Consider the following 19013-nt stretch of genomic DNA (forward strand, 5'->3'; position numbering starts at 1 on the left):
CGTTCAATCGTTCCAGGCCCTTTGCCGTTTCTGACCCGAGGAAATGTTCATGAGTGATCCACTGGACAAAGCCACTTCCAAAGCTCCGGCAACGTTGGGCGAGGGTTGTTTGAGTCGATATGATCCCGAGGACATGAGCCCTGAAGATGGTACCGAGTTTCCCGGCGCTGCCGAGTTGTGGGAACAACTCAAAGAACAGCAGCAGGACGACGTCAAGAAGCCTGTCTGACGTTCATCAGCTTCTTCAACAGCGGCCGCCCCAGCATCAACAGAAACACCGGGCCACCCACCAGCAGGTAAAAGTAATACGTCACCACCCGCCAGATCAGGATCGCCGCCGCTGCGGTGGATTTCCCCACCATCGGCGCCAATAAGGCCGCCGAGGTCAGTTCCGCCGCCCCCGCACCGCCCGGCAGCAGACTGAATTGCCCGGCGCCCAGCGACAGCATCTGCACCAGAAAACTCCAGGCCCATTGCAAGTCTGCGCCCAGGCCGCGCAACGCCAGATACAACACGCTGTAACGCAGCAACCAATGCACACACGTCAGGGCGAAGACTTTGCTCAGCGTCTGCCAGGGCAACTTCAGCGTGTCGGTGAACGCGGCGAGAAAGTGCAGCAACTTGCGCGCCCAGCGGCGTCGAGTGCTGGCCTTGACGTTCATTCTGGCTAACAGGCGCCCGCTCAGGCGAATCAATGCGCGGTGATAACGCGCGAGCAATACACAACTGAACAAGCCACCGAACAACGAAACGGCGCTGACCATCAGCAGCCACTCCAGCCGATCGCTGAGGTGTTGAAACAACGCATAAATCAGAATCCCGCTGAGGGCGCAGAGAAAGAACAGCAGGTCACTCAGCTGATCCATGGCAAACACTGCGCTGCCTCGCGCCGGGCGCACACCCGATCGGGCCAGCAGGGCCATGATCGTCAGTGGTCCGCCGCTGCCACCGGGTGTCGCGCAATAGGCGAATTCGGCGGCCATGACCACGCCAAGACTCTTCAACGGCGTGACGCGATCGCACTGATCGCCGAGCAGCAAACGTAAACGCAGGGTATTGATGCCCCAGCACTGCAGGATCATGCCGAACATCACCAGCAGCCAGTGCAGCGGAAAGCTTTGCAGGCGCGCCCAGGTTTCGCTGCCGCCGAGCACCACCGGAATCAGCACGGCCGCGAGCAGGCCGATCAGCAGCAGAATGCCGCGACTCATGCGGCGCGCTCCCATTGGCTGTGCTGTTGCGCCAGCCAGTCGATTTTAGTCATCGGTACGCGTCCTTCCGCCAGCAGTCGTTCAAGGGTTTTCAACCAGTAATCGCGGGAGAAACGGTGGCGCATGTCCACCGGGTGCAAGCCTAGCCGAATCACCGGTGCCTGGCACCAGCGCTGTTCCCGCTGCTCGCAGACTAATTTCGACAAGCCTCGGCGCCAGGCACTGCGGGCGCTCCAGACCAGACCTGGAGCATTGATGGCGGTGAACTCCGGCAACCGATACAGATGCTGCGGATCACTGGTATAGCTCAGCGGCAACTCACGCAGGGCCTGGCGGGTGCCGTCACTCATCAGCCAGGCAGGGGCGACGAAACCGTGCAGGGGCCAGTCGTAACGCTGAAATACATCGATACCCGCGCGCAGACGGGCGAGGGCGGACTCGCGGGACAAGCGGTAGAACTCGCCTTCATGGGTGTAGACCCGGCGCATGAACCAGTCGTGCGGGGTTGTCGGGCCGGGTTCCTGATCATCATGGAAGTAACCGTGCAGGGCCAGTTCATCGCCACGGGCAACGCGTTCATCGAGCAATCGGCGAAACGCCGGGTGAGCATTGAGGGCGTTGTGCCGATGGAAATCCGGCACCACCAGCCACGTCACCGGCACTTGTCCCAATGCGTCGACCGCTGCGACAAACGGTTGGTAATCCGCCCAAGTCGAGGGCGCCACGTCGTGCAGCACCAGCAGCACAGCCGGGAAATTCGTCGATTCAGCCATTGGCGACTCGTGGCAGTGTGTGGCCGAGGACGGCGTGATAGTGATCGAGCAGACTGTCGACCACCGTGTCCCACGCGTAATGCTGTTCAACATGCTCGCGCGCCTGTTGGCCGAGTTTCACGCAGCCTCGACTAAACAGTTCGCGCACGGCATTGGCCATCGCTTGCGGGTTGTTCGGCGCGCACAGCAAGCCACAGGACTCGCTGATGATTTCCTCGAAGGCACCCGCGGCCACGGCGACCACTGGAATGCCACAGGCCATGGCTTCAAGAATCACCAGACCGAAGGTTTCCTGATCACCGGCATGGACCAACGCGTCTGCGCTGGCCATCAATTGCGCGACTCTGTGTGGCGGGCAGAACTCATCGATCACACTGACGTTGTCCGGTACGGCAGCGGGCATTGATGAGCCGACCAACAGCAAGTGATAACGCGGGCCAAGGCGTTTCATGCAATTGAGCAGTACTGGCAGGTTTTTCTCTTTCGAACCGCGCCCGGCGAAAATCAACAGGCGCGTCTCTTCGGCGATGCCCAGTTCCGCGCGCAGATTGCGGTTGCCCGCGTCTGGATGAAAGGTCTGCAGGTCCACGCCCAATGGCTGCACGAAAACATTGCGCACGCCGAGTCCGCTGAGCTTGTCAGCCATGACCTGACTGGGCGCCAGGACCCGGTCGAAGTTGCCGTAAAGCCGGGTGACATAGGCCTCGATATTCGGCGTTACCCAATGGCCCATGCGATTGCCGACCAGCAAGGGCAGATCCGAGTGATAGAAACCGATCACCGGCACGTCCAGTTGCCGCCGCGCATCCAGCGCAGCCCAGGCGGTCAGATAAGGATCGCCGACTTCGATCAGATCGGGCTGCAAATCCTGCAGCACATTGCGCCATGGCGCGAGGCGTACAGGGAAGCGGTAACCTTTGCCGAACGGCAGGGCAGGGGCGGGAACCGTGTAAATGCCGTCGTGTTCGCCGAAATGCGCGCCGGGAATCAACAGACTGTGGCGAATGCCGGGTTTGACCCCGAGCCGGCGGTGTTTGGCATCCAGATAAGTGCGCACGCCGCCGCTGGCCGGGGCGTAGAACATAGTGATGTCGGCGATATGCACGGTGACCAACCCTCCGCTGCGTGGTTCTCCCTTGGTTGACCTTTATCAAGAATAGATGTTCGGTCGGGATTGCGCGGTAGAGCTGAAGAGCTTCAGAGCGGAAGAGCCCCTCACCCTAACCCTCTCCCGGAGGGAGAGGGGACTGACCGAGGTGTTTGGGTTTTATGCATCGACCTGAAAGTCTTCAGTCGAACTCAGGTTCTGAACAGCATGAAGATCGGCTCCCTTTCCCCCTCGCCCCCTGGGGGAGAGGGCTGGGGTGAGGGGGTAAAGCTTTTGATCTTCAGATGCGGAAACTACCCACCAACTGTTTCAACCGCGAAGCCTGCTGCTCCAGATCCGAACAAGCACGCAACGTCGCCTGCAAGTTCTCCACGCCCTCCTGATTCAGCGTATTGATCTCGGTGATATCGACGTTGATCGATTCCACAACAGCGGTCTGCTCCTCGGTCGCCGTGGCCACCGACTGATTCATCCCGTCGATCTCGCCAATGCGCTGCGTCACGCTGTTCAAGCGCTCCCCGGCGAGGTTGGCAATCTCGACGCTGTCCTGGCTGTGGCGCTGGCTGTCGCTCATGGTGCTCACCGATTCACGAGCGCCAACCTGCAGTTCCTCGATCATGGTCTGTACCTGTTGCGCCGACTCCTGGGTACGGTGCGCCAGATTGCGCACTTCATCGGCCACCACGGCAAAACCACGGCCGGCCTCACCGGCACGTGCCGCTTCAATCGCAGCGTTGAGCGCCAGCAGGTTGGTTTGCTGGGAAATGCTGGTGATCACTTCGAGAATCTGACCGATGTTCACGGTCTTGCTGTTCAGCGACTCGATATTGCTGCTCGATGCGCTGAGCATGCTCGACAGTTGATTCATCGCCTTGATGCTGCGATCGACCACTTGCTGGCCGTCTTCAGCCAGACCGCGAGCGTCGCTGGCCTGATTCGAAGCCTGGGCGGCATTGCGGGCGATTTCCTGCGCCGCAGCACCAAGCTGATTGATCGCTGCAGCGACACTACTGGTGCGCGAGGCTTGCTGATCGGAGTTGTACATCGACGAGTTCGACGCGGCGACTACACGCAGGGCGACCTCGTTAACCTGGCCGGTCGCCGAAGACACTTCGCGGATCGAACCGTGAATTCGCTCGACGAAACGGTTGAACGCGGTACCGAGGATGCCGAATTCATCGTTATTGACGATGGTCAGGCGTTTGGTCAGATCACCTTCGCCGTCGGCAATGTCTTCCATGGCGCGGGTCATTACATGCAGCGGCTGGATCAGCAGGCGGATCAGCATGCCGAGCAGGGCAATGATGATCGCCACGGCAATCACTGTCGCGATCACTGCCGAGGTGCGGAACTCGCTGAGCATCGCGAACGCCTGATCTTTGTCCACCGACAGACCGATGTACCAGTTCACTGACGGCAGGCCTTTGATCGGCGCGAAGGTGACGATGCGGGTCTTGCCATCGACGGTGACTTCACTGAAGTCGCTGCTGATGCGCGGGGTGTCCTGCGGATAGGCTTCTTTCAGTGATTTCATCACCAAGGCCTTGTCCGGGTGCACGAGGATCTTGCCGTCGGCACTGACCAGGAACACATAACCCATGCCGTCAAAATCGCGGGCGGCGAGGGTGTCGACCAGCGATTGCAGGCTCAGATCGCCGCCGACTACGCCCACGCTCTGGCCAGCCTTTTTCGAGGCGGTGGCGATGGAGATGATCAACTGGCCAGTGGCGGCGTCGATGTACGGCTCGGTCAGGGTCGAGGTGCTGCTGCTCTCGGCACCTTTATACCAAGGGCGCACCCGTGGATCGAAACCGTCCGGCATCTTCGCATCCGGGCGGATGGTGAAGTGGCCGGTGGCATCACCGAGGTAGGACGCCATGAACGTCGAGGTCAGGGCTTTCTGTTCCAGCAGGCTGGCGACATTGACCGGTTCCGGGTTGATGGCGATGTTCTGGGCGGCGTTCTCGATCAACAGAATGCGGCCGCTGAGCCAGGTCTGGATATTGCCGGCAGTGACTTCGCCCATCTCATTGAGATAGTTGTTCAGGTCATCGCGGATCGCATTGCGCTGCAACCAGTCGTTGTACAGCGTAAACGAGGCGAAAGCGGCGATGACGATGAGGGCGGCGGCAAGCAAAATTTTATGGCTGAAGCGCAGATTTTTGTTCATGGCTTGGGGTTCCGCTAAGGTCTTAATGTCCAGGGCGTGCTTTTATAGAAGCGCGCAAAATGGGCAAGGGTGAAAACAAGCTGATATTTCCGTCTCTCCTTAGGGAAATGTCCGGCCTGACTTGTGGTCGGGTCTCTCACTCCTCTGTATCGGCCATGCGTAATCAAAGATTAACCATTGGGTGACAAAATGCCTGACTCCTCGCAACTCGTAATCGGCGCCGATCTCGCAGGCCAGCAGATTGCTCAGGCCATGCGCCTGGCGAACCGCCACGGACTGGTCGCTGGCGCCACCGGTACCGGTAAAACCGTCACCTTGCAGCGTTTGGCCGAGGCGTTCAGTGACGCCGGGGTCGCGGTATTTGCCGCTGACATCAAGGGCGATCTGTGTGGTCTCGGTGCGGCCGGCAACCCGCAGGGCAAAGTGGCCGAGCGTATCGCCGGGATGCCATGGCTCAACCACAAGCCGCAGGCGTATCCGGTGACCTTGTGGGATATCCACGGTGAGTCCGGTCATCCGTTGCGCACCACCTTGAGTGAAATGGGCCCGCTGTTGATCGGCAGCCTGCTGGAACTGACTGACAGCCAGCAATCGGCGCTTTACGCAGCCTTCAAGGTCGCTGATCGCGAGGGCTTGTTGCTGTTGGATCTGAAAGATCTGAAGGCGCTGCTCAATCATCTCAAGGACAATCCGCAACTGCTGGGCGAAGACGCGGCGTTGATGACCACCGGTTCCAGTCAGGCGCTGTTGCGCCGCCTGGCGATCCTTGAGCAGCAGGGCGCCGAAGCCTTGTTTGGCGAACCGGCACTGCAACTCGAAGACATTCTGCAACCGACTGCCGAGGGGCAGGGGCGCATTCATCTGCTCGACGCCAGCCGTCTGGTGCACGAGGCGCCGAAAGTCTATGCAACGTTCCTGTTGTGGCTGCTGGCTGAGTTGTTCGAGCAGTTGCCAGAGCGAGGCGATGCCGACAAACCGCTGCTGGCGTTGTTTTTCGATGAGGCGCATTTATTGTTTGGCGATACGCCCAAGGCCTTGCAGGAGCGCCTCGAGCAAGTGGTGCGCCTAATCCGCTCCAAAGGTGTTGGCGTGTATTTCGTCACGCAGTCACCGGCGGATTTGCCCGATGACGTGCTGGCGCAACTCGGTCTGCGCATCCAGCACGGCTTGCGTGCGTTTACCGCTAAAGAGCAGAAATCCCTACGTGCAGTGGCGGACGGCTTCCGGCCGAATCCGGCGTTCGACAGTTTGTCGGTGTTGACTGAATTGGGGATCGGCGAGGCGTTGGTCGGCACGCTGACCGAGAAAGGCACGCCGGAAATGGTTCAGCGCGTACTGGTCGCACCGCCGCAATCGCGGATCGGGCCGCTGACCGAAACCGAACGCACGCTGCTGATTGCCGGCTCGCCGTTCAAGGGGCGCTATGACAAGCCGATTGATCGTGAATCGGCTTATGAAATTCTCATGGGGCGCAAAGGCCTGGCGCCTGAAGCCGAGGCGCCCGCCGGCAAGCCTGCGCCTGAAGAGCCGAGCCTGGCCGACAGAGCAGGAGAGTTCCTCGGCACCGCTGCCGGGCAAGCGCTGAAATCGGCGATGCGCCAGGCTGCCAATAACCTTGGCAAACAACTGGTACGCGGCTTGATGGGCTCTTTACTCGGTGGCAGCAAACGCCGCTGACCTAATGTAGGAGTGAGCCTGCTCGCGATTGCGGTATGCCAGTCACGACAATGTCGACTGTTTCACCGCTATCGCGAGCAGGCTCACTCCTACAATTATTGATAGCTGTCAGGACTTGTCTTTGGCGTGCGCCGCCAGGCGCTCCAGCGCCGCGCGCAATCCCGGATCAGTGATCCCGTCTGCCGTGGCCTGAATCGTCGCCGCTGCATCCGTGGACAAATCCATCGTGTGCCCGGCTGACCCGCGTTGAACCGTCGGCGGCTGCACCTTGAACAGAATCCGCGTCAGACTCGCGAACTCGTCAAACATCTGCAATTGTCGCTGCAAGCGTTTTTGCTGGTAACGCAGGCGCGTGGCCCAGTGACCATCGGTGACGATCAACAACAAACTGCCCTCACGCCACGACGCTACATGGCAATGTTCGCGGGCGGCGGGCTGCAATTGGCTTTCGAGCAGGCGTTGTAAATGGCCCAGGCGCTGGGCATGGCCGAGGATGGCTTTGAGCGGCTTGGCTTCGCGCAGGAGAACGGCGGGTGCTTTAGCCGTAAGAGGGCGAAATGCCATGATCGAACACCTGAAGTAACAGAATCGCCATGGTAGCAGAAAGGCCAAACTCACTCGCCCATTGCTTTTGCCCCCGCTTTACCCATTAAATCAACAACTAACTTCTGCCTTGTATGACTTGAAGTTGAGCAAAACGCCCCTATTTTAAGTGAGCCCCGTCAAAGCGCAGTGCCAGCATCGTGGAACATCGCCACTTTCCTCACTTCCGTTTCCGGGTAGAATGCTCGTTCGCATGCGGCCATGAGGGCTGCACGGGCGACGCTCACGGGGCCGCCCTCCATCCCTTTAGTGTGGAAGATCCTGCCGATATGTTTGCGCCTTTGTTAAAGAAACTTTTTGGAAGCAAGAACGAGCGTGAAGTCAAACGCATGCTCAAGACGGTGCAGCTCGTCAATGCCTTCGAAGAGCAAATGGTGGCCCTTTCGGACGATCAATTGCGCGCCAAGACCAATGAGTTCAAGGCCCGCATCGCCAAAGGGGAAACCCTCGACAAGCTGCTGCCAGAAGCCTTTGCGGTCGCCCGCGAAGCCGGCAAGCGCATCATGGGTATGCGCCACTTCGACGTGCAGCTCGTCGGTGGCATGACCTTGCACGAAGGCAAGATCGCCGAAATGCGCACCGGTGAGGGTAAAACCCTCGTAGCGACCCTGGGCGTTTACCTCAACGCACTGTCCGGCAAGGGCGTGCACGTTGTGACGGTGAACGACTACCTGGCGCGTCGTGACGCCAACTGGATGCGTCCGCTGTATGAATTCCTCGGCCTGACCGTTGGCGTCGTGACGCCGTTCCAGCCGCCGGAAGAGAAACGTCTGGCGTACGCCGCCGACATCACCTACGGCACCAACAACGAATTCGGTTTCGACTACCTGCGCGACAACATGGCGTTCAGCATGGAAGAAAAATTCCAGCGCGAACTCAACTTTGCCGTGATCGACGAAGTCGACTCCATCCTCATCGACGAAGCGCGTACCCCGCTGATCATCTCCGGTCAGGCCGAGGACAGCTCCAAGCTGTACATGGAGATCAATAAACTGATCCCGCAGCTGGAACTGCACGTTGAAGAAGTCGAAGGCGAAGTCACCAAGGCTGGCCACTACACCGTTGACGAGAAGACCCGTCAGGTCGAACTCAACGAAGCCGGTCACCAGTTCATCGAAGACATGCTCACCCGCGTCGGCCTGCTGGCTGAAGGCGAGAGCCTGTACTCGGCACACAACCTGGGCCTGTTGACCCACGTGTATGCCGGTCTGCGTGCGCACAAGCTGTTCAATCGCAACATCGAATACATCGTGCAGGACGGCCAGGTCGTACTGGTCGACGAACACACCGGCCGTACCATGCCGGGTCGTCGTCTGTCCGAAGGCCTGCATCAGGCCATCGAAGCCAAAGAAGGCCTGAACATCCAGGCCGAGAGCCAGACCCTGGCCTCGACCACGTTCCAGAACTACTTCCGTCTGTACACCAAGCTGTCCGGCATGACCGGTACCGCTGACACCGAAGCGTTCGAATTCCACCAGATCTATGGTCTGGAGGTCATGGTCATTCCGCCGAACAAACCGTTGGCGCGTAAAGACTTCAACGACCTGGTGTTCCTGACCGCCGAAGAGAAATACGCGGCGATCGTTGCGGACATCAAGGAAAGCATGGCGGCCGGTCGTCCGGTGCTGGTGGGTACTGCCACCATCGAAACCTCCGAGCACATGTCCGCATTGCTCGTGAAAGAAGGCATCGAACACAAGGTTCTGAACGCCAAGTTCCACGAAAAAGAAGCCGAGATCATCGCGCAGGCCGGTCGTCCGGGCGCCCTGACCATCGCCACCAACATGGCCGGTCGTGGTACCGACATCCTGTTGGGCGGTAACTGGGAAGTTGAAGTTGCCTCGCTGGAAAACCCGACCCCTGAGCAGATTGCCCAGATCAAGGCCGACTGGCAGAAGCGTCACCAGCAAGTGCTGGAATCCGGCGGTCTGCAGGTGATTGCCTCCGAGCGTCACGAATCGCGTCGTATCGACAACCAGCTGCGTGGCCGTGCCGGCCGTCAGGGTGACGCCGGTTCCAGCCGCTTCTACCTGTCGCTGGAAGACAGCCTGATGCGCATCTTCGCTTCTGATCGAGTGAAGAACTTCATGAAAGCCCTGGGCATGCAGCCGGGCGAAGCGATCGAGCACCGCATGGTGACCAATGCGATCGAGAAGGCGCAGCGCAAGGTTGAAGGCCGTAACTTCGACATCCGTAAGCAACTGCTCGAGTTCGACGACGTCAACAACGAACAGCGTAAAGTGATCTATCACATGCGTAACACGTTGCTGGCCGCTGACAACATCGGTGAAACCATCGCCGATTTCCGTCAGGACGTGCTCAACGCCACCGTCAGCGCACATATTCCGCCGCAATCGCTGCCTGAGCAGTGGGACGTGGCTGGTCTGGAAGCGTCGATTGCCAGCGATTTCGGCGTGACATTGCCGATTCAGCAATGGCTCGACGAAGACGATCACCTGTACGAAGAAACCCTGCGCGAGAAGCTCATGACCGAGCTGATGGCGGCGTACAACGAGAAAGAAGATCAGGCCGGTGCCGACGCACTGCGCTCGTTCGAGAAACAAATTGTGCTGCGCGTGCTGGACGATCTGTGGAAAGACCACCTGTCGACCATGGACCACTTGCGTCACGGTATCCATCTGCGTGGCTACGCTCAGAAGAACCCGAAGCAGGAATACAAGCGCGAGTCGTTCACTCTGTTCTCCGAGCTGCTGGATTCGATCAAGCGCGACTCGATCCGCGTGCTGTCGCACGTTCAGGTGCGCCGCGAAGATCCGGAGGCCGAGGAGCAACGTCTGCGTCAGGAAGCCGAAGCGCTGGCCGCCCGCATGCAGTTCGAACACGCCGAAGCGCCAGGTCTGGAGCAGCCGGAAGTACTGGGTGAAGAGGTCGATGTCGCCCTCGCCACCGCCCCGGTTCGCAATGAGCAGAAGCTGGGCCGCAACGAACTGTGCTACTGCGGTTCGGGCAAGAAATTCAAGCATTGCCACGGGCAGATCCAGTAAAACCCGTTTCAATCGCTGAAATACCCGCGCCGCGACCGGCTCTTGCCGTCGCGGCGTTTTGCCATTTAAACCACCGTTGCCGCGCGCGACGGTGCTGACATCATTGAGTAAGGAGCGCATTCATGGCTGTTGGTCTTGGTCCTTTGCCAACGTTGCACCCGGTTGCCGGTTTTGAACTCGGTATCGCCTCGGCCGGCATCAAGCGCCCCGGGCGCAAAGATGTTGTTGTGATGCGCTGCGCCGAAGGTTCGACCGTGGCGGGCGTGTTCACCTTGAACGCCTTTTGCGCAGCGCCGGTGATTCTGGCGAAGAAACGCGTACAGAACGCCGTGCGTTATCTGCTGACCAATACCGGCAATGCCAACGCGGGCACTGGCGAGCCAGGCCTGGCTGCCGCTGAGCGCACCACCGCCAGACTGGCCGAACTGACCGGTGTTGATGCCAGCCAGATTCTGCCGTATTCCACCGGCGTGATCGGCGAGCCACTGCCGGTCGAGAAGATCGAAGGCGCGCTGCAAGCCGCGCTGGACGACCTGTCGGAAAACAACTGGGAAGCCGCTGCTACCGGGATCATGACCACCGACACCCTGCCGAAGGGCGCCAGCCGCCAGTTCGAGCATGACGGCGTCACCATCACCGTCACCGGCATCAGCAAAGGCGCGGGCATGATCCGCCCGAACATGGCGACCATGCTTGGCTACATCGCCACTGACGCTAAAGTCTCCCGCGAAGTCCTGCACAATTTGATGCTCGACGGCGCCAATAAATCGTTCAACCGCATCACCATCGACGGCGACACCTCGACCAACGATTGCTGCATGCTGATCGCCACCGGCAAGGCTGCGCTGCCGGAAATCACCCGCGCCGAAGGCGAGCTGTTCGGCAAACTGAAGCAAGCGGTGTTCGAAGTGTGCATGGACGTGGCCCAGGCCATCGTGCGTGACGGCGAAGGCGCGACCAAGTTCGTGACGGTTGAAGTGAATGGCGGCGGCAATCATCAGGAATGCCTCGACGTCGGCTACACCGTGGCGCACTCGCCGCTGATCAAGACCGCGCTGTTCGCCTCCGACCCGAACTGGGGCCGTATCCTCGCCGCTGTCGGCCGTGCCGGCGTGCCGGATCTGGACGTGAGCAAGATCGACGTGTTCCTTGGCGACGTGTGCATCGCCAGCCGTGGTGCTCGCGCCGCGACCTACACTGAGGCGCAGGGTTCGGCAGTGATGCAGCAGGAAGAGATCACTATCCGTATCGAGTTGGGTCGCGGCGATTGCAGCGAAACCATCTGGACCACCGACCTGTCGCATGAATACGTGAAGATCAACGCTGAATATCGCACGTGATCTAACCTGAGACCGAGTCGCCTGCATCGCCAGCAGGCTGGCTCCCACAGGGATCTGTGTCTTTCACAAATCCCTGTAGGAGTGAGCCGGCTCGCGATGGCGACCTGTCAGGCACCGAAGATCCGGCCTGTCCATCCTGATGAAAGGCACCCAACCATGTCCCTGCACCTGATCATCGGCGACAAACTGCTTTCCTCCTGGTCCCTGCGTGCCGCCCTGGCGCTTGAACTGACCGGCGCACCCTATACCGAAGAACTGATCAAACTCGGCAAGCCCGATACCCGCGAACGGCTGCTCAAGCACTCGCCGACCGCCAAGGTGCCGCTGCTGCAAACCTCGCGCGGTACCGTCGCGGATTCGCTGGCCATCGCCGAATACCTCGCTGAACAGTTCCCGTCCGAGCAGCTCTGGCCGAGCGATATCTTCGCCCGTGCGCAGGCGCGATCCGCCTGCGCGCAAATGCACAGCGGCTTCTTCGCCATGCGCAATCACATGCCGTTCAACCTCAACCATGACGCACCGCTGAACCCGGTACCGCCGGAGGTCAAGGCTGATATCGAGCGCATGCTCGCGCTGTGGGCCGAGTGCCGTGCCGCTGCCACCGAGAGCGGCCCCTATCTGTTTGGCCGTGTGAGCCTGGCCGATGCCTTCTTCGCGCCGATTGCCGTGCGTCTGCGCACTTATCAGGTGAGGCTGCCGGCCGCCGACGAAGCCTATGTTGAAACCGTCTACCAATGGCCCGCCTTCAAGGTGTGGCAAAAGGCTGGACTGGAGGAGTTGAATCCGTGAAACGTGTACACGTCGCCGCTGCCGTCATTCGTGACGACAGCGGCAAAATCCTCATCGCCCGCCGCGCCGACACCCAGCATCAGGGTGGTCTGTGGGAGTTTCCCGGCGGTAAGGTCGAGGCCGACGAGTCGGTCGAAAGCGCACTGTCCCGTGAGCTGCACGAAGAGTTGGGCATCGTCGTTGGCGCCGCCCGACCGCTGATCAAAGTGCGTCACGACTACCCGGACAAGCAAGTGTTGCTGGATGTCTGGGAAGTTTCGGCATTCACCGGTGAACCGCACGGTGCCGAAGGCCAGCCATTGGCCTGGGTTACCGCGAAAGAACTGGCGAACTACGAGTTCCCGGCCGCCAACCAGCCGATCGTTGCCGCCGCGCGTTTGCCCGCGGAGTATCTGATTACCCCGGAAGACCTGGAAACCCCGGCGTTGCTGCGCGGTATCCAGAAGGCGATTGCCGGCGGGATCAAGTTGATCCAGCTGCGCGCACCGAGCGGCTATGACCCCAAGTACCGTGATCTGGCTGTAGACGCGGCGGGGCTATGTGCCGGTAAGGCGCAGTTGATGATCAAGGGGCCGTTCGAATGGCTCGGCGATTTCCCGTCGGCCGGTTGGCACATCACCTCCGCACAGTTGCGTAAATACGCGGCGGCGGGGCGTCCGTTGCCGGCGGAGCGCTGGTTGGCGGCGTCGTGCCACAGCGCTGAGGAACTGGCGCTGGCCGAGCAGATGGGCGTGGATTTCGTCACGCTGTCGCCGGTACAACCGACCTTGACCCACCCGGATGCGCAGCCGCTGGGTTGGGAGCAGGCTCAGGTGTTGATCGAGGGCTTCAGTAAACCGGTATTTTTGTTGGGTGGGGTTGGCCCGGCGGAGCGCGAAAAAGCCTGGGGCGTGGGTGCGCAAGGCGTGGCGGGGATTCGCGCGTTCTGGCCTGACTCTCTGTAAAGGCTAGCGGCCTCATCGCTGGCAAGCCAGCTCCCACAGGTTTTAGTGCCGTTCACAAATGTTGTGTACACCATGAAACCCTGTGGGAGCTGGCTTGCCAGCGATGGCGGCCGATCAAACACTACATCTCTGCGGGTTTTGCCGCCGGCTGCCAAAGAATCTCCGCAATCCCCTGCCGCCGCGCAATCAACCGCGCCGCGACAAACAACAAATCCGATAACCGATTGATATACGCCAGCCCAACGCCGGCCAACGGCTCCAGCGCATTCAAATGCTGACAGCGCCGCTCGGCACTCCGCGCCAGGCTCCGGCATACATGCGCCTGCGCAATCAACATCGACCCGCCCGGCAGAATGAAATTCTCCAACGACCCCAATTCCTCGTTCCACACATCGATCGCGGCTTCCAGTCGTTCGATCTCTGCGGCATTCAACGCCTGATACGCCGGCATCGCCAACTCGCCACCCAGATCAAACAAGCGGTGCTGACAAGGCGCCAACACCTCGATCAGTTCATTCAACCCCGGAAACGTGTTGCGTTCGGCAATCAACCCGGCCAACAACACGCCGACCTGACTGTTCAGCGTATCGACCTCACCAATCGCTTCGATGCGTGGGTGATCCTTGGGCACGCGGCGGCCATCGCCCAGGCCGGTTTCGCCTTTGTCACCGGTGCGGGTGTAGATTTTCGACAGGCGAAAGCCCATGGGTTACCTCGATAATGGATTGGTTTCGGCAGCGATGGACAGCGGTTGCGTCAGCGGCAGGCGCAAGGTGAAACAGGTGCCCTGGCCCGGTGCTGACTGCACCTCCATCTGCCCTTTGTGATTGTTGGTAATAATGAAGTACGACACCGACAAGCCAAGCCCTGTGCCCTGGCCGATTTCCTTGGTGGTGAAGAAGGGCTCGAAGGTGCGCTTGCGCACGTTCTCGCTCATGCCGATGCCATTGTCTTCAACCTGAATCTCGGCCCACGGCGGATTCAGTTTGGTGCGCAGGATGATCCGCCCCGGCTCACTGTCGTCTTCGCGCTGGTGAATCGCCTGCGCGGCGTTTTTCAGCAGATTGAGCAGCACCTGTTCCAGTTCGTTGGCAGTGCCCGGCACCGGACCGAGCGCCGGGTCAAACTGGCGGATGATCGCTTGCCCCTTGAAGTCGAAACCGATGGCCAGATCGAAGTCGTTGCCGGCGATCTCCACGGCTTGATCGATCAGCGCCGGCAGATCGCACGGCGCCATTTGCCGGGTGCTGCGCCGGCTGAAGCTGAGCATGTGCGTGACGATTTTCGCCGCACGGGCGCCGGCCTGTTGAATGCCGTCGAGCAGTTGCGGCACTTCCCGGCCCTGCAGGTAGCGGTTCACGGTATCCAGTTCGATGCCCAGTTGCTCGGCGGTTTCGAGGTTCTTCGGCAGATCGGCGGACAGGCGCCGCCGGATGTTCTGCACGTTGTGCAGGATCGCGCCCAGCGGGTTGTTGATTTCGTGGGCCATGCCAGCGGCGAGACCGCCGACCGAGAGCATTTTTTCCGACTGCACCATCATTTCTTCCAGCGACAGACGCTGGGTGATGTCGTCGATACGGATCACCACGCCACGCCCGGCACCGCCCATCAATGGGTAGAAGGTCAGCGCGTAATGCTTCGGTTCGTCGTCCTTGAACCAGGTTACCCGTTCGATTTTCGCCACGGTGTGCTGCTCGACGGTCTGCTTGAGCTGCGGCAGAAACGGCTTGAGCGGTTCGAAGGCGAGGAAGATCGGCTGGTTCAGCGCTTCGTCGAGTCGGGTGCCGGAGAGGGCGCTGGCCTCCTGGTTCCACTGGGTGACGTAAAGCTGCTCGTCGAGGGCGATCAGTGCCGAGGGCATCGAGTCGATGATGCTGTTGAGGTAATTCTGGAAGCCGGTGAGCTTCTTCTCGATCTTGCTGCGCACCTGGACTTCCAGTTCCAGCTTGCGGTTGGTGTGGCGGGTTTCCTCGGCCAGCCCCTGCGCCTGATCATAGGCCGCTTGCGAGTCATCGCGGGCGCGTTTGAGTTGCTGTTCGCGGGCTTCGATGCGCGACAGCATGGTATTGAATGCTTCGGCGAGGCTGCCGATTTCGTCATGATTGCCGCGCGAGGCACGCAGAGCGTAGTTCTCCTCGCGGGTGACCTGACGCGACAGTTCCTCGAGTTGATGGATCGGCCGGGTGATCAGGCGTTTGATCTGCCGGGCAATCACCAGCCACAGCAACACACTGAAAATCAGAATGCCGAGGCTCGCGGTCAGGGTGCCGGTGTAGAACGCCATCGGCAGTTCGCTGCTGGCGACCAGCAACAGATGGCCCGGCGCGGTGCCGGGGCGGGGCAGGGTGATCAACTGGTTGCTGCGAAATTCAGTCAGTTGCCACGCTTCGATGTGCCGATAGCGCTCCGGCAAGTTGAGTTTATCGCCACGCTGGACTTGCGCCAGGCGTTCGCCCTTGCCGTCATACAGCGCGGCGGCGCGTAGCGGTGAGTAACTGTCGAGTTCTTTGAGCAGGCGCTCGGCGCTTTGCGGTGATTGCAGGGCTTCGCTGACCAGACTCGGGTTGGAAATCAGTCGGCCGATGGTCTGCAAGGCCTGCGGTGCCATGCTTTCCTGGGAGATGTAATAGGCGGCGCTGATAAAGGTCAGGTTGGCGACCAGCAGAACAGTGGTCAACAGCACCAACAGGGCAGCCAGCAGTTTCTGGCCGACCGGCAGGTTTTCGAGACGCTGGCGCAATGGCATCAGGTTTTTCGCAGCAAAGGAACAAGTGGCCAGCGTAGCCGCTGCTCAGTCGCTGGGCAATCCAAGGCTGTGCAGATGAGTGACCAGGCGCTGCTGCAATTGATTGAGGTGCGGCAGGTTCAGTTGATGGCGCGCGGCGACTTTGCAGGCGTGGCCCAACAGATAGCTGATCTCGGTGCGGCGCTGGTTGGCGACGTCCTGATACATCGACGAGTAATTGGCGGCGGTCGCGTGGATGACCCGTTCGACTTCCTGTTGCAGATTGTCGGCGGCGGCCGGCTGGCCGCAACGCTCCAGCAGCTCGGCGAGTTCGCCGCACAGGGTGGCGACTTCGCAGTGATGCTCCTGCAGCCCGCCATTGCGACAGTTGTGCAACACCGTCAGCGGATTGATCGCGCAGTTGAGCGCCAGTTTGCGCCACAGCCGCGTGAGAATATCGATGCTCCATTCGTGGGGGATTTTCGCGGCCTCCAGATCGTCCAGCCAGATCGGTGCGACGGGATGGCCAGCGTCGCCCAGCCAGGTGAAACCGTGGCCGGCAAACACTACGCGCCAGTCGCCATCGCGAAATGCACCCTCAGTACTGGAGGCACTGATGCAGCGCGCCTGTGGCACTCGCGTGGCCACGGCGTCCTGACTGCCGAGGCCGTTTTGCAGAAGGATCAGTTCGGCGTCCGCTGTCAGTCGTGGGGCGAGGCGGGCGACGGCGTTTTCTGCGTCGTAGGCTTTGCAGGCCACCAGCAAACGGCTGATCGGCTCGGGACTATCCGGTGTCTCGCCGGGGATCGCGTAGGTGCTGGCCAAGCCATGTTCGACCAGCGTCAACCCGCCCGCTGCTTCATAGCTGCGCAAGCGCTCGGCATCACGCACGATCAATCTGACCGGTAGGCCGGCGCGGGCCAGACGTGTAGCCCACAGCGTGCCGAGGCTGCCGGCGCCCAATACATGCCAGGGGGTGGACATCAGTTTTTTGCTCGATTGCGTACAGGCATGTGCGGCTCGCCGTGTCGGTGGGAAAAGACCCGTTATAATGAGCCCGATTTTAACCGCAAGCCAAGCGCGCTCCATCCACATCGAGCGCGCCTTTTTATTGGAGAGATTACATGCCGTCGTTCGACGTGGTATCCGAACTGGACAAACACGAACTCACCAACGCGGTCGAGAACGCCGTCAAGGAACTTGATCGTCGTTATGACCTGAAAGGCAAAGGCAGCTTTGAGTTCAAGGAAAAGGACCTCACCGTCAGCCTGACCGCCGAAGCCGGGTTCCAGCTGGAAGCGATGATCGAAATCCTCAAGCTGGCGCTGGTCAAGCGCAAGATCGACGTGCAGTGCCTTGAAGTCAAAGACGCCTACGCATCGGGCAAACTGATGAAGCAGGACGCCGTGCTCAAGGAAGGCATCGACAAGGAGCTGGCGAAGAAAATCGTCGGCCACATCAAGGACGCCAAACTCAAAGTGCAGGCTGCCATTCAGGGCGAGCAAGTGCGTGTGACCGGCAAGAAGCGTGATGACCTGCAAGAGGCCATCGCGGCACTGCGGGCCAAGGAATTCGGCATGCCCCTGCAGTTCAACAACTTCCGCGACTAAGCTTCCCGGTCGGGGAACCTCTCGGCGTTTTCAGCGTCCGAGGCCCAAGCAACGGCAGAAACGATTGAGCCCCAACAGGTTCAGTCTTTCTGCCGCTGATTTTTTACAGCCCGGGTAGCCGGAAATCAGGAGATAGAACATGGATTTGAATGCTGAGGTGGACAACCTGGTCAAGGCATCCCAGGCGTGGATCCCGATGATCATGGAATACGGCAGCCGCGTGCTGTTGGCAGTGATTACCCTGGCCATCGGCTGGTGGCTGATCAACAAGGTCACGCAAAAGCTCGGCGGTCTGTTGGCTCTGCGCAACGCTGACTTGGCGCTGCAAGGCTTTATCAGCAGCCTGGCGAACATCATTCTCAAAGTGTTGCTGATTGTCAGCGTCGCTTCGATGATCGGCGTTGAAACCACCTCGTTCGTTGCGGCGATCGGTGCGGCTGGTCTGGCCATCGGTTTGGCGTTGCAGGGCAGTCTGGCGAACTTCGCTGGCGGCGTGCTGATTCTGCTGTTCCGTCCGTTCCGTATCGGTGACTGGATTGAGGCGCAAGGCGTGTCGGGTACGGTTGACAGCATCCAGATTTTCCACACCGTGCTGCGTACCGGTGACAACAAAACCATCATCGTGCCAAACGGCAACCTGTCGAATGGCATCATCACCAACACCAACCGTCAGCCGACCCGCAAAGTCGTATTTGATGTAGGCGTTGATTACGAAGCCGATCTGCAGAAGGCCCGTCAGGTGTTGCTGGATCTGGCCAAGGATGAGCGCGTGTTGCAGGATCCGGCGCCGCAGGCCGTGATTTCGACCTTGGGCGACAGTTCGATCACTGTTTCGCTGCGTGTGTGGGTTAAAACTGCAGATTACTGGGACGTGATGTTCATGTTTAACGAACAGTCGCGCGATCGTTTAAAGACTGCAGGTATTGATATTCCTTTTCCACAACGGGTGATTCGTGTGGTGCAGGAATCGGCAACACAATGATAGGTTGCTAATTAATTGCCTGACTTGTCGGTCAGGCAACTATTGCAAGTGACCGGCAATAAAAAAGGCCCATCGC

Annotated in this window: 16 protein-coding genes and 1 pseudogene; 8 read left to right on the plus strand and 9 right to left on the minus strand. The window is 60.1% G+C overall.

Annotated features, from left to right (window positions below):
- Positions 1 to 49 precede the first annotated feature (49 nt).
- Positions 50 to 229, plus strand: a complete 180-nt coding sequence (locus ACM6IN_RS04430) for a hypothetical protein (RefSeq protein WP_007912773.1) — start codon at positions 50 to 52, stop codon at positions 227 to 229.
- Here the strand turns inward: ACM6IN_RS04430 and ACM6IN_RS04435 are convergent.
- The 5 genes and pseudogenes from ACM6IN_RS04435 to ACM6IN_RS04455 form a co-directional block, all read right to left on the minus strand.
- Positions 213 to 1211: a lysylphosphatidylglycerol synthase transmembrane domain-containing protein gene (locus ACM6IN_RS04435; protein ID WP_414915489.1), complete on the minus strand. Its 999-nt coding sequence runs from the start codon at positions 1209 to 1211 to the stop codon at positions 213 to 215. The two genes, ACM6IN_RS04430 and ACM6IN_RS04435, sit on opposite strands and share 17 nt — an antisense overlap.
- Entirely contained in the window at positions 1208 to 1984 is a 777-nt protein-coding gene (locus ACM6IN_RS04440) for a DUF2334 domain-containing protein (protein WP_414915490.1), read from the minus strand. The genes ACM6IN_RS04435 and ACM6IN_RS04440 overlap by 4 nt, the downstream gene beginning before the upstream one ends.
- Positions 1977 to 3089 (minus strand): glycosyltransferase family 4 protein, encoded by a 1113-nt coding sequence (locus ACM6IN_RS04445; protein WP_007912770.1) that lies wholly within the window; start codon positions 3087 to 3089, stop codon positions 1977 to 1979. Before ACM6IN_RS04445 ends, ACM6IN_RS04440 begins: the two co-directional genes overlap by 8 nt.
- A 283-nt stretch (positions 3090 to 3372) precedes the next feature.
- Positions 3373 to 4137: a methyl-accepting chemotaxis protein gene (locus ACM6IN_RS04450; protein WP_371043227.1), complete on the minus strand. Its 765-nt coding sequence runs from the start codon at positions 4135 to 4137 to the stop codon at positions 3373 to 3375.
- 93 nt (positions 4138 to 4230) lie between these two features.
- Positions 4231 to 5262, minus strand: a pseudogene (locus ACM6IN_RS04455) (cache domain-containing protein); the annotation flags it as partial.
- 189 nt (positions 5263 to 5451) lie between these two features.
- On the opposite strand from ACM6IN_RS04455, the gene ACM6IN_RS04460 reads away from it, so the two are divergent.
- Positions 5452 to 6939 (plus strand): helicase HerA-like domain-containing protein, encoded by a 1488-nt coding sequence (locus ACM6IN_RS04460; RefSeq protein WP_414915491.1) that lies wholly within the window; start codon positions 5452 to 5454, stop codon positions 6937 to 6939.
- A 108-nt stretch (positions 6940 to 7047) separates the two neighbouring features.
- On the opposite strand, the gene ACM6IN_RS04465 is transcribed toward ACM6IN_RS04460, so the two are convergent.
- Positions 7048 to 7503, minus strand: coding sequence for a DUF721 domain-containing protein (locus tag ACM6IN_RS04465; RefSeq protein ID WP_007912767.1), 456 nt, complete (start codon positions 7501 to 7503; stop codon positions 7048 to 7050).
- A gap of 308 nt (positions 7504 to 7811) precedes the next feature.
- Between ACM6IN_RS04465 and secA the strand changes: the two genes are divergently transcribed.
- The 4 genes from secA (at position 7812) to ACM6IN_RS04485 (ending at position 13620) form a co-directional block, all read left to right on the plus strand.
- Positions 7812 to 10547: a preprotein translocase subunit SecA gene (gene secA, locus ACM6IN_RS04470; protein WP_414915492.1), complete on the plus strand. Its 2736-nt coding sequence runs from the start codon at positions 7812 to 7814 to the stop codon at positions 10545 to 10547.
- A gap of 122 nt (positions 10548 to 10669) precedes the next feature.
- Positions 10670 to 11887, plus strand: a complete 1218-nt coding sequence (gene argJ / locus ACM6IN_RS04475) for a bifunctional glutamate N-acetyltransferase/amino-acid acetyltransferase ArgJ (protein ID WP_007912763.1) — start codon at positions 10670 to 10672, stop codon at positions 11885 to 11887.
- 156 nt (positions 11888 to 12043) lie between these two features.
- Entirely contained in the window at positions 12044 to 12676 is a 633-nt protein-coding gene (locus tag ACM6IN_RS04480; protein ID WP_414915493.1) for a glutathione S-transferase family protein, read from the plus strand.
- Positions 12673 to 13620 (plus strand): Nudix family hydrolase, encoded by a 948-nt coding sequence (locus tag ACM6IN_RS04485; RefSeq protein WP_414915494.1) that lies wholly within the window; start codon positions 12673 to 12675, stop codon positions 13618 to 13620. The genes ACM6IN_RS04480 and ACM6IN_RS04485 overlap by 4 nt, the downstream gene beginning before the upstream one ends.
- Before the next feature lie 121 nt (positions 13621 to 13741).
- Here the strand turns inward: ACM6IN_RS04485 and ACM6IN_RS04490 are convergent, their stop codons facing one another.
- The 3 genes from ACM6IN_RS04490 to ACM6IN_RS04500 are packed head-to-tail and all read right to left on the minus strand — an operon-like array spanning position 13742 to position 17329.
- A complete protein-coding gene (locus tag ACM6IN_RS04490; RefSeq protein ID WP_414915495.1) occupies positions 13742 to 14326 on the minus strand; it encodes a cob(I)yrinic acid a,c-diamide adenosyltransferase in 585 nt (194 codons plus the stop codon).
- Positions 14327 to 14329: 3 nt separating this feature from the next.
- Positions 14330 to 16366, minus strand: coding sequence for a HAMP domain-containing sensor histidine kinase (locus ACM6IN_RS04495; RefSeq protein ID WP_095112283.1), 2037 nt, complete (start codon positions 16364 to 16366; stop codon positions 14330 to 14332).
- Positions 16367 to 16411: 45 nt separating this feature from the next.
- On the minus strand, positions 16412 to 17329 hold the full coding sequence (locus ACM6IN_RS04500; protein WP_414915496.1) for a putative 2-dehydropantoate 2-reductase: 918 nt from the start codon (positions 17327 to 17329) through the stop codon (positions 16412 to 16414).
- Between the two features lie 140 nt (positions 17330 to 17469).
- Here ACM6IN_RS04500 and ACM6IN_RS04505 point away from each other — a divergent pair, with 140 nt between their 5' ends.
- Together ACM6IN_RS04505 and ACM6IN_RS04510 are read left to right on the plus strand one after the other, a co-directional pair.
- Positions 17470 to 17955: a YajQ family cyclic di-GMP-binding protein gene (locus ACM6IN_RS04505; RefSeq protein WP_007912755.1), complete on the plus strand. Its 486-nt coding sequence runs from the start codon at positions 17470 to 17472 to the stop codon at positions 17953 to 17955.
- 139 nt (positions 17956 to 18094) lie between these two features.
- Positions 18095 to 18937: a mechanosensitive ion channel family protein gene (locus ACM6IN_RS04510; RefSeq protein ID WP_034153426.1), complete on the plus strand. Its 843-nt coding sequence runs from the start codon at positions 18095 to 18097 to the stop codon at positions 18935 to 18937.
- Positions 18938 to 19013: the final 76 nt, after the last annotated feature.

It is taken from the genome of Pseudomonas sp. IT-P395, assembly GCF_949767675.1.
In the GTDB taxonomy this organism is placed as follows: Bacteria; Pseudomonadota; Gammaproteobacteria; order Pseudomonadales; family Pseudomonadaceae; genus Aquipseudomonas.

Excerpts from the sequence above, each read along its gene's own strand:
- ACM6IN_RS04430 (WP_007912773.1), top strand. The coding sequence starts at position 50 with ATGAGTGATCCACTGGACAAAGCCACTTCCAAAGCTCCGGCAACGTTG.
- ACM6IN_RS04435 (WP_414915489.1), bottom strand. The coding sequence starts at position 1,211 with ATGAGTCGCGGCATTCTGCTGCTGATCGGCCTGCTCGCGGCCGTGCTG.
- ACM6IN_RS04440 (WP_414915490.1), bottom strand. The coding sequence starts at position 1,984 with ATGGCTGAATCGACGAATTTCCCGGCTGTGCTGCTGGTGCTGCACGAC.
- ACM6IN_RS04450 (WP_371043227.1), bottom strand. The coding sequence starts at position 4,137 with ATGTACAACTCCGATCAGCAAGCCTCGCGCACCAGTAGTGTCGCTGCA.
- ACM6IN_RS04460 (WP_414915491.1), top strand. The coding sequence starts at position 5,452 with ATGCCTGACTCCTCGCAACTCGTAATCGGCGCCGATCTCGCAGGCCAG.
- ACM6IN_RS04465 (WP_007912767.1), bottom strand. The coding sequence starts at position 7,503 with ATGGCATTTCGCCCTCTTACGGCTAAAGCACCCGCCGTTCTCCTGCGC.
- secA (WP_414915492.1), top strand. The coding sequence starts at position 7,812 with ATGTTTGCGCCTTTGTTAAAGAAACTTTTTGGAAGCAAGAACGAGCGT.
- argJ (WP_007912763.1), top strand. The coding sequence starts at position 10,670 with ATGGCTGTTGGTCTTGGTCCTTTGCCAACGTTGCACCCGGTTGCCGGT.
- ACM6IN_RS04480 (WP_414915493.1), top strand. The coding sequence starts at position 12,044 with ATGTCCCTGCACCTGATCATCGGCGACAAACTGCTTTCCTCCTGGTCC.
- ACM6IN_RS04490 (WP_414915495.1), bottom strand. The coding sequence starts at position 14,326 with ATGGGCTTTCGCCTGTCGAAAATCTACACCCGCACCGGTGACAAAGGC.
- ACM6IN_RS04495 (WP_095112283.1), bottom strand. The coding sequence starts at position 16,366 with ATGCCATTGCGCCAGCGTCTCGAAAACCTGCCGGTCGGCCAGAAACTG.
- ACM6IN_RS04500 (WP_414915496.1), bottom strand. The coding sequence starts at position 17,329 with ATGTCCACCCCCTGGCATGTATTGGGCGCCGGCAGCCTCGGCACGCTG.
- ACM6IN_RS04505 (WP_007912755.1), top strand. The coding sequence starts at position 17,470 with ATGCCGTCGTTCGACGTGGTATCCGAACTGGACAAACACGAACTCACC.
- ACM6IN_RS04510 (WP_034153426.1), top strand. The coding sequence starts at position 18,095 with ATGGATTTGAATGCTGAGGTGGACAACCTGGTCAAGGCATCCCAGGCG.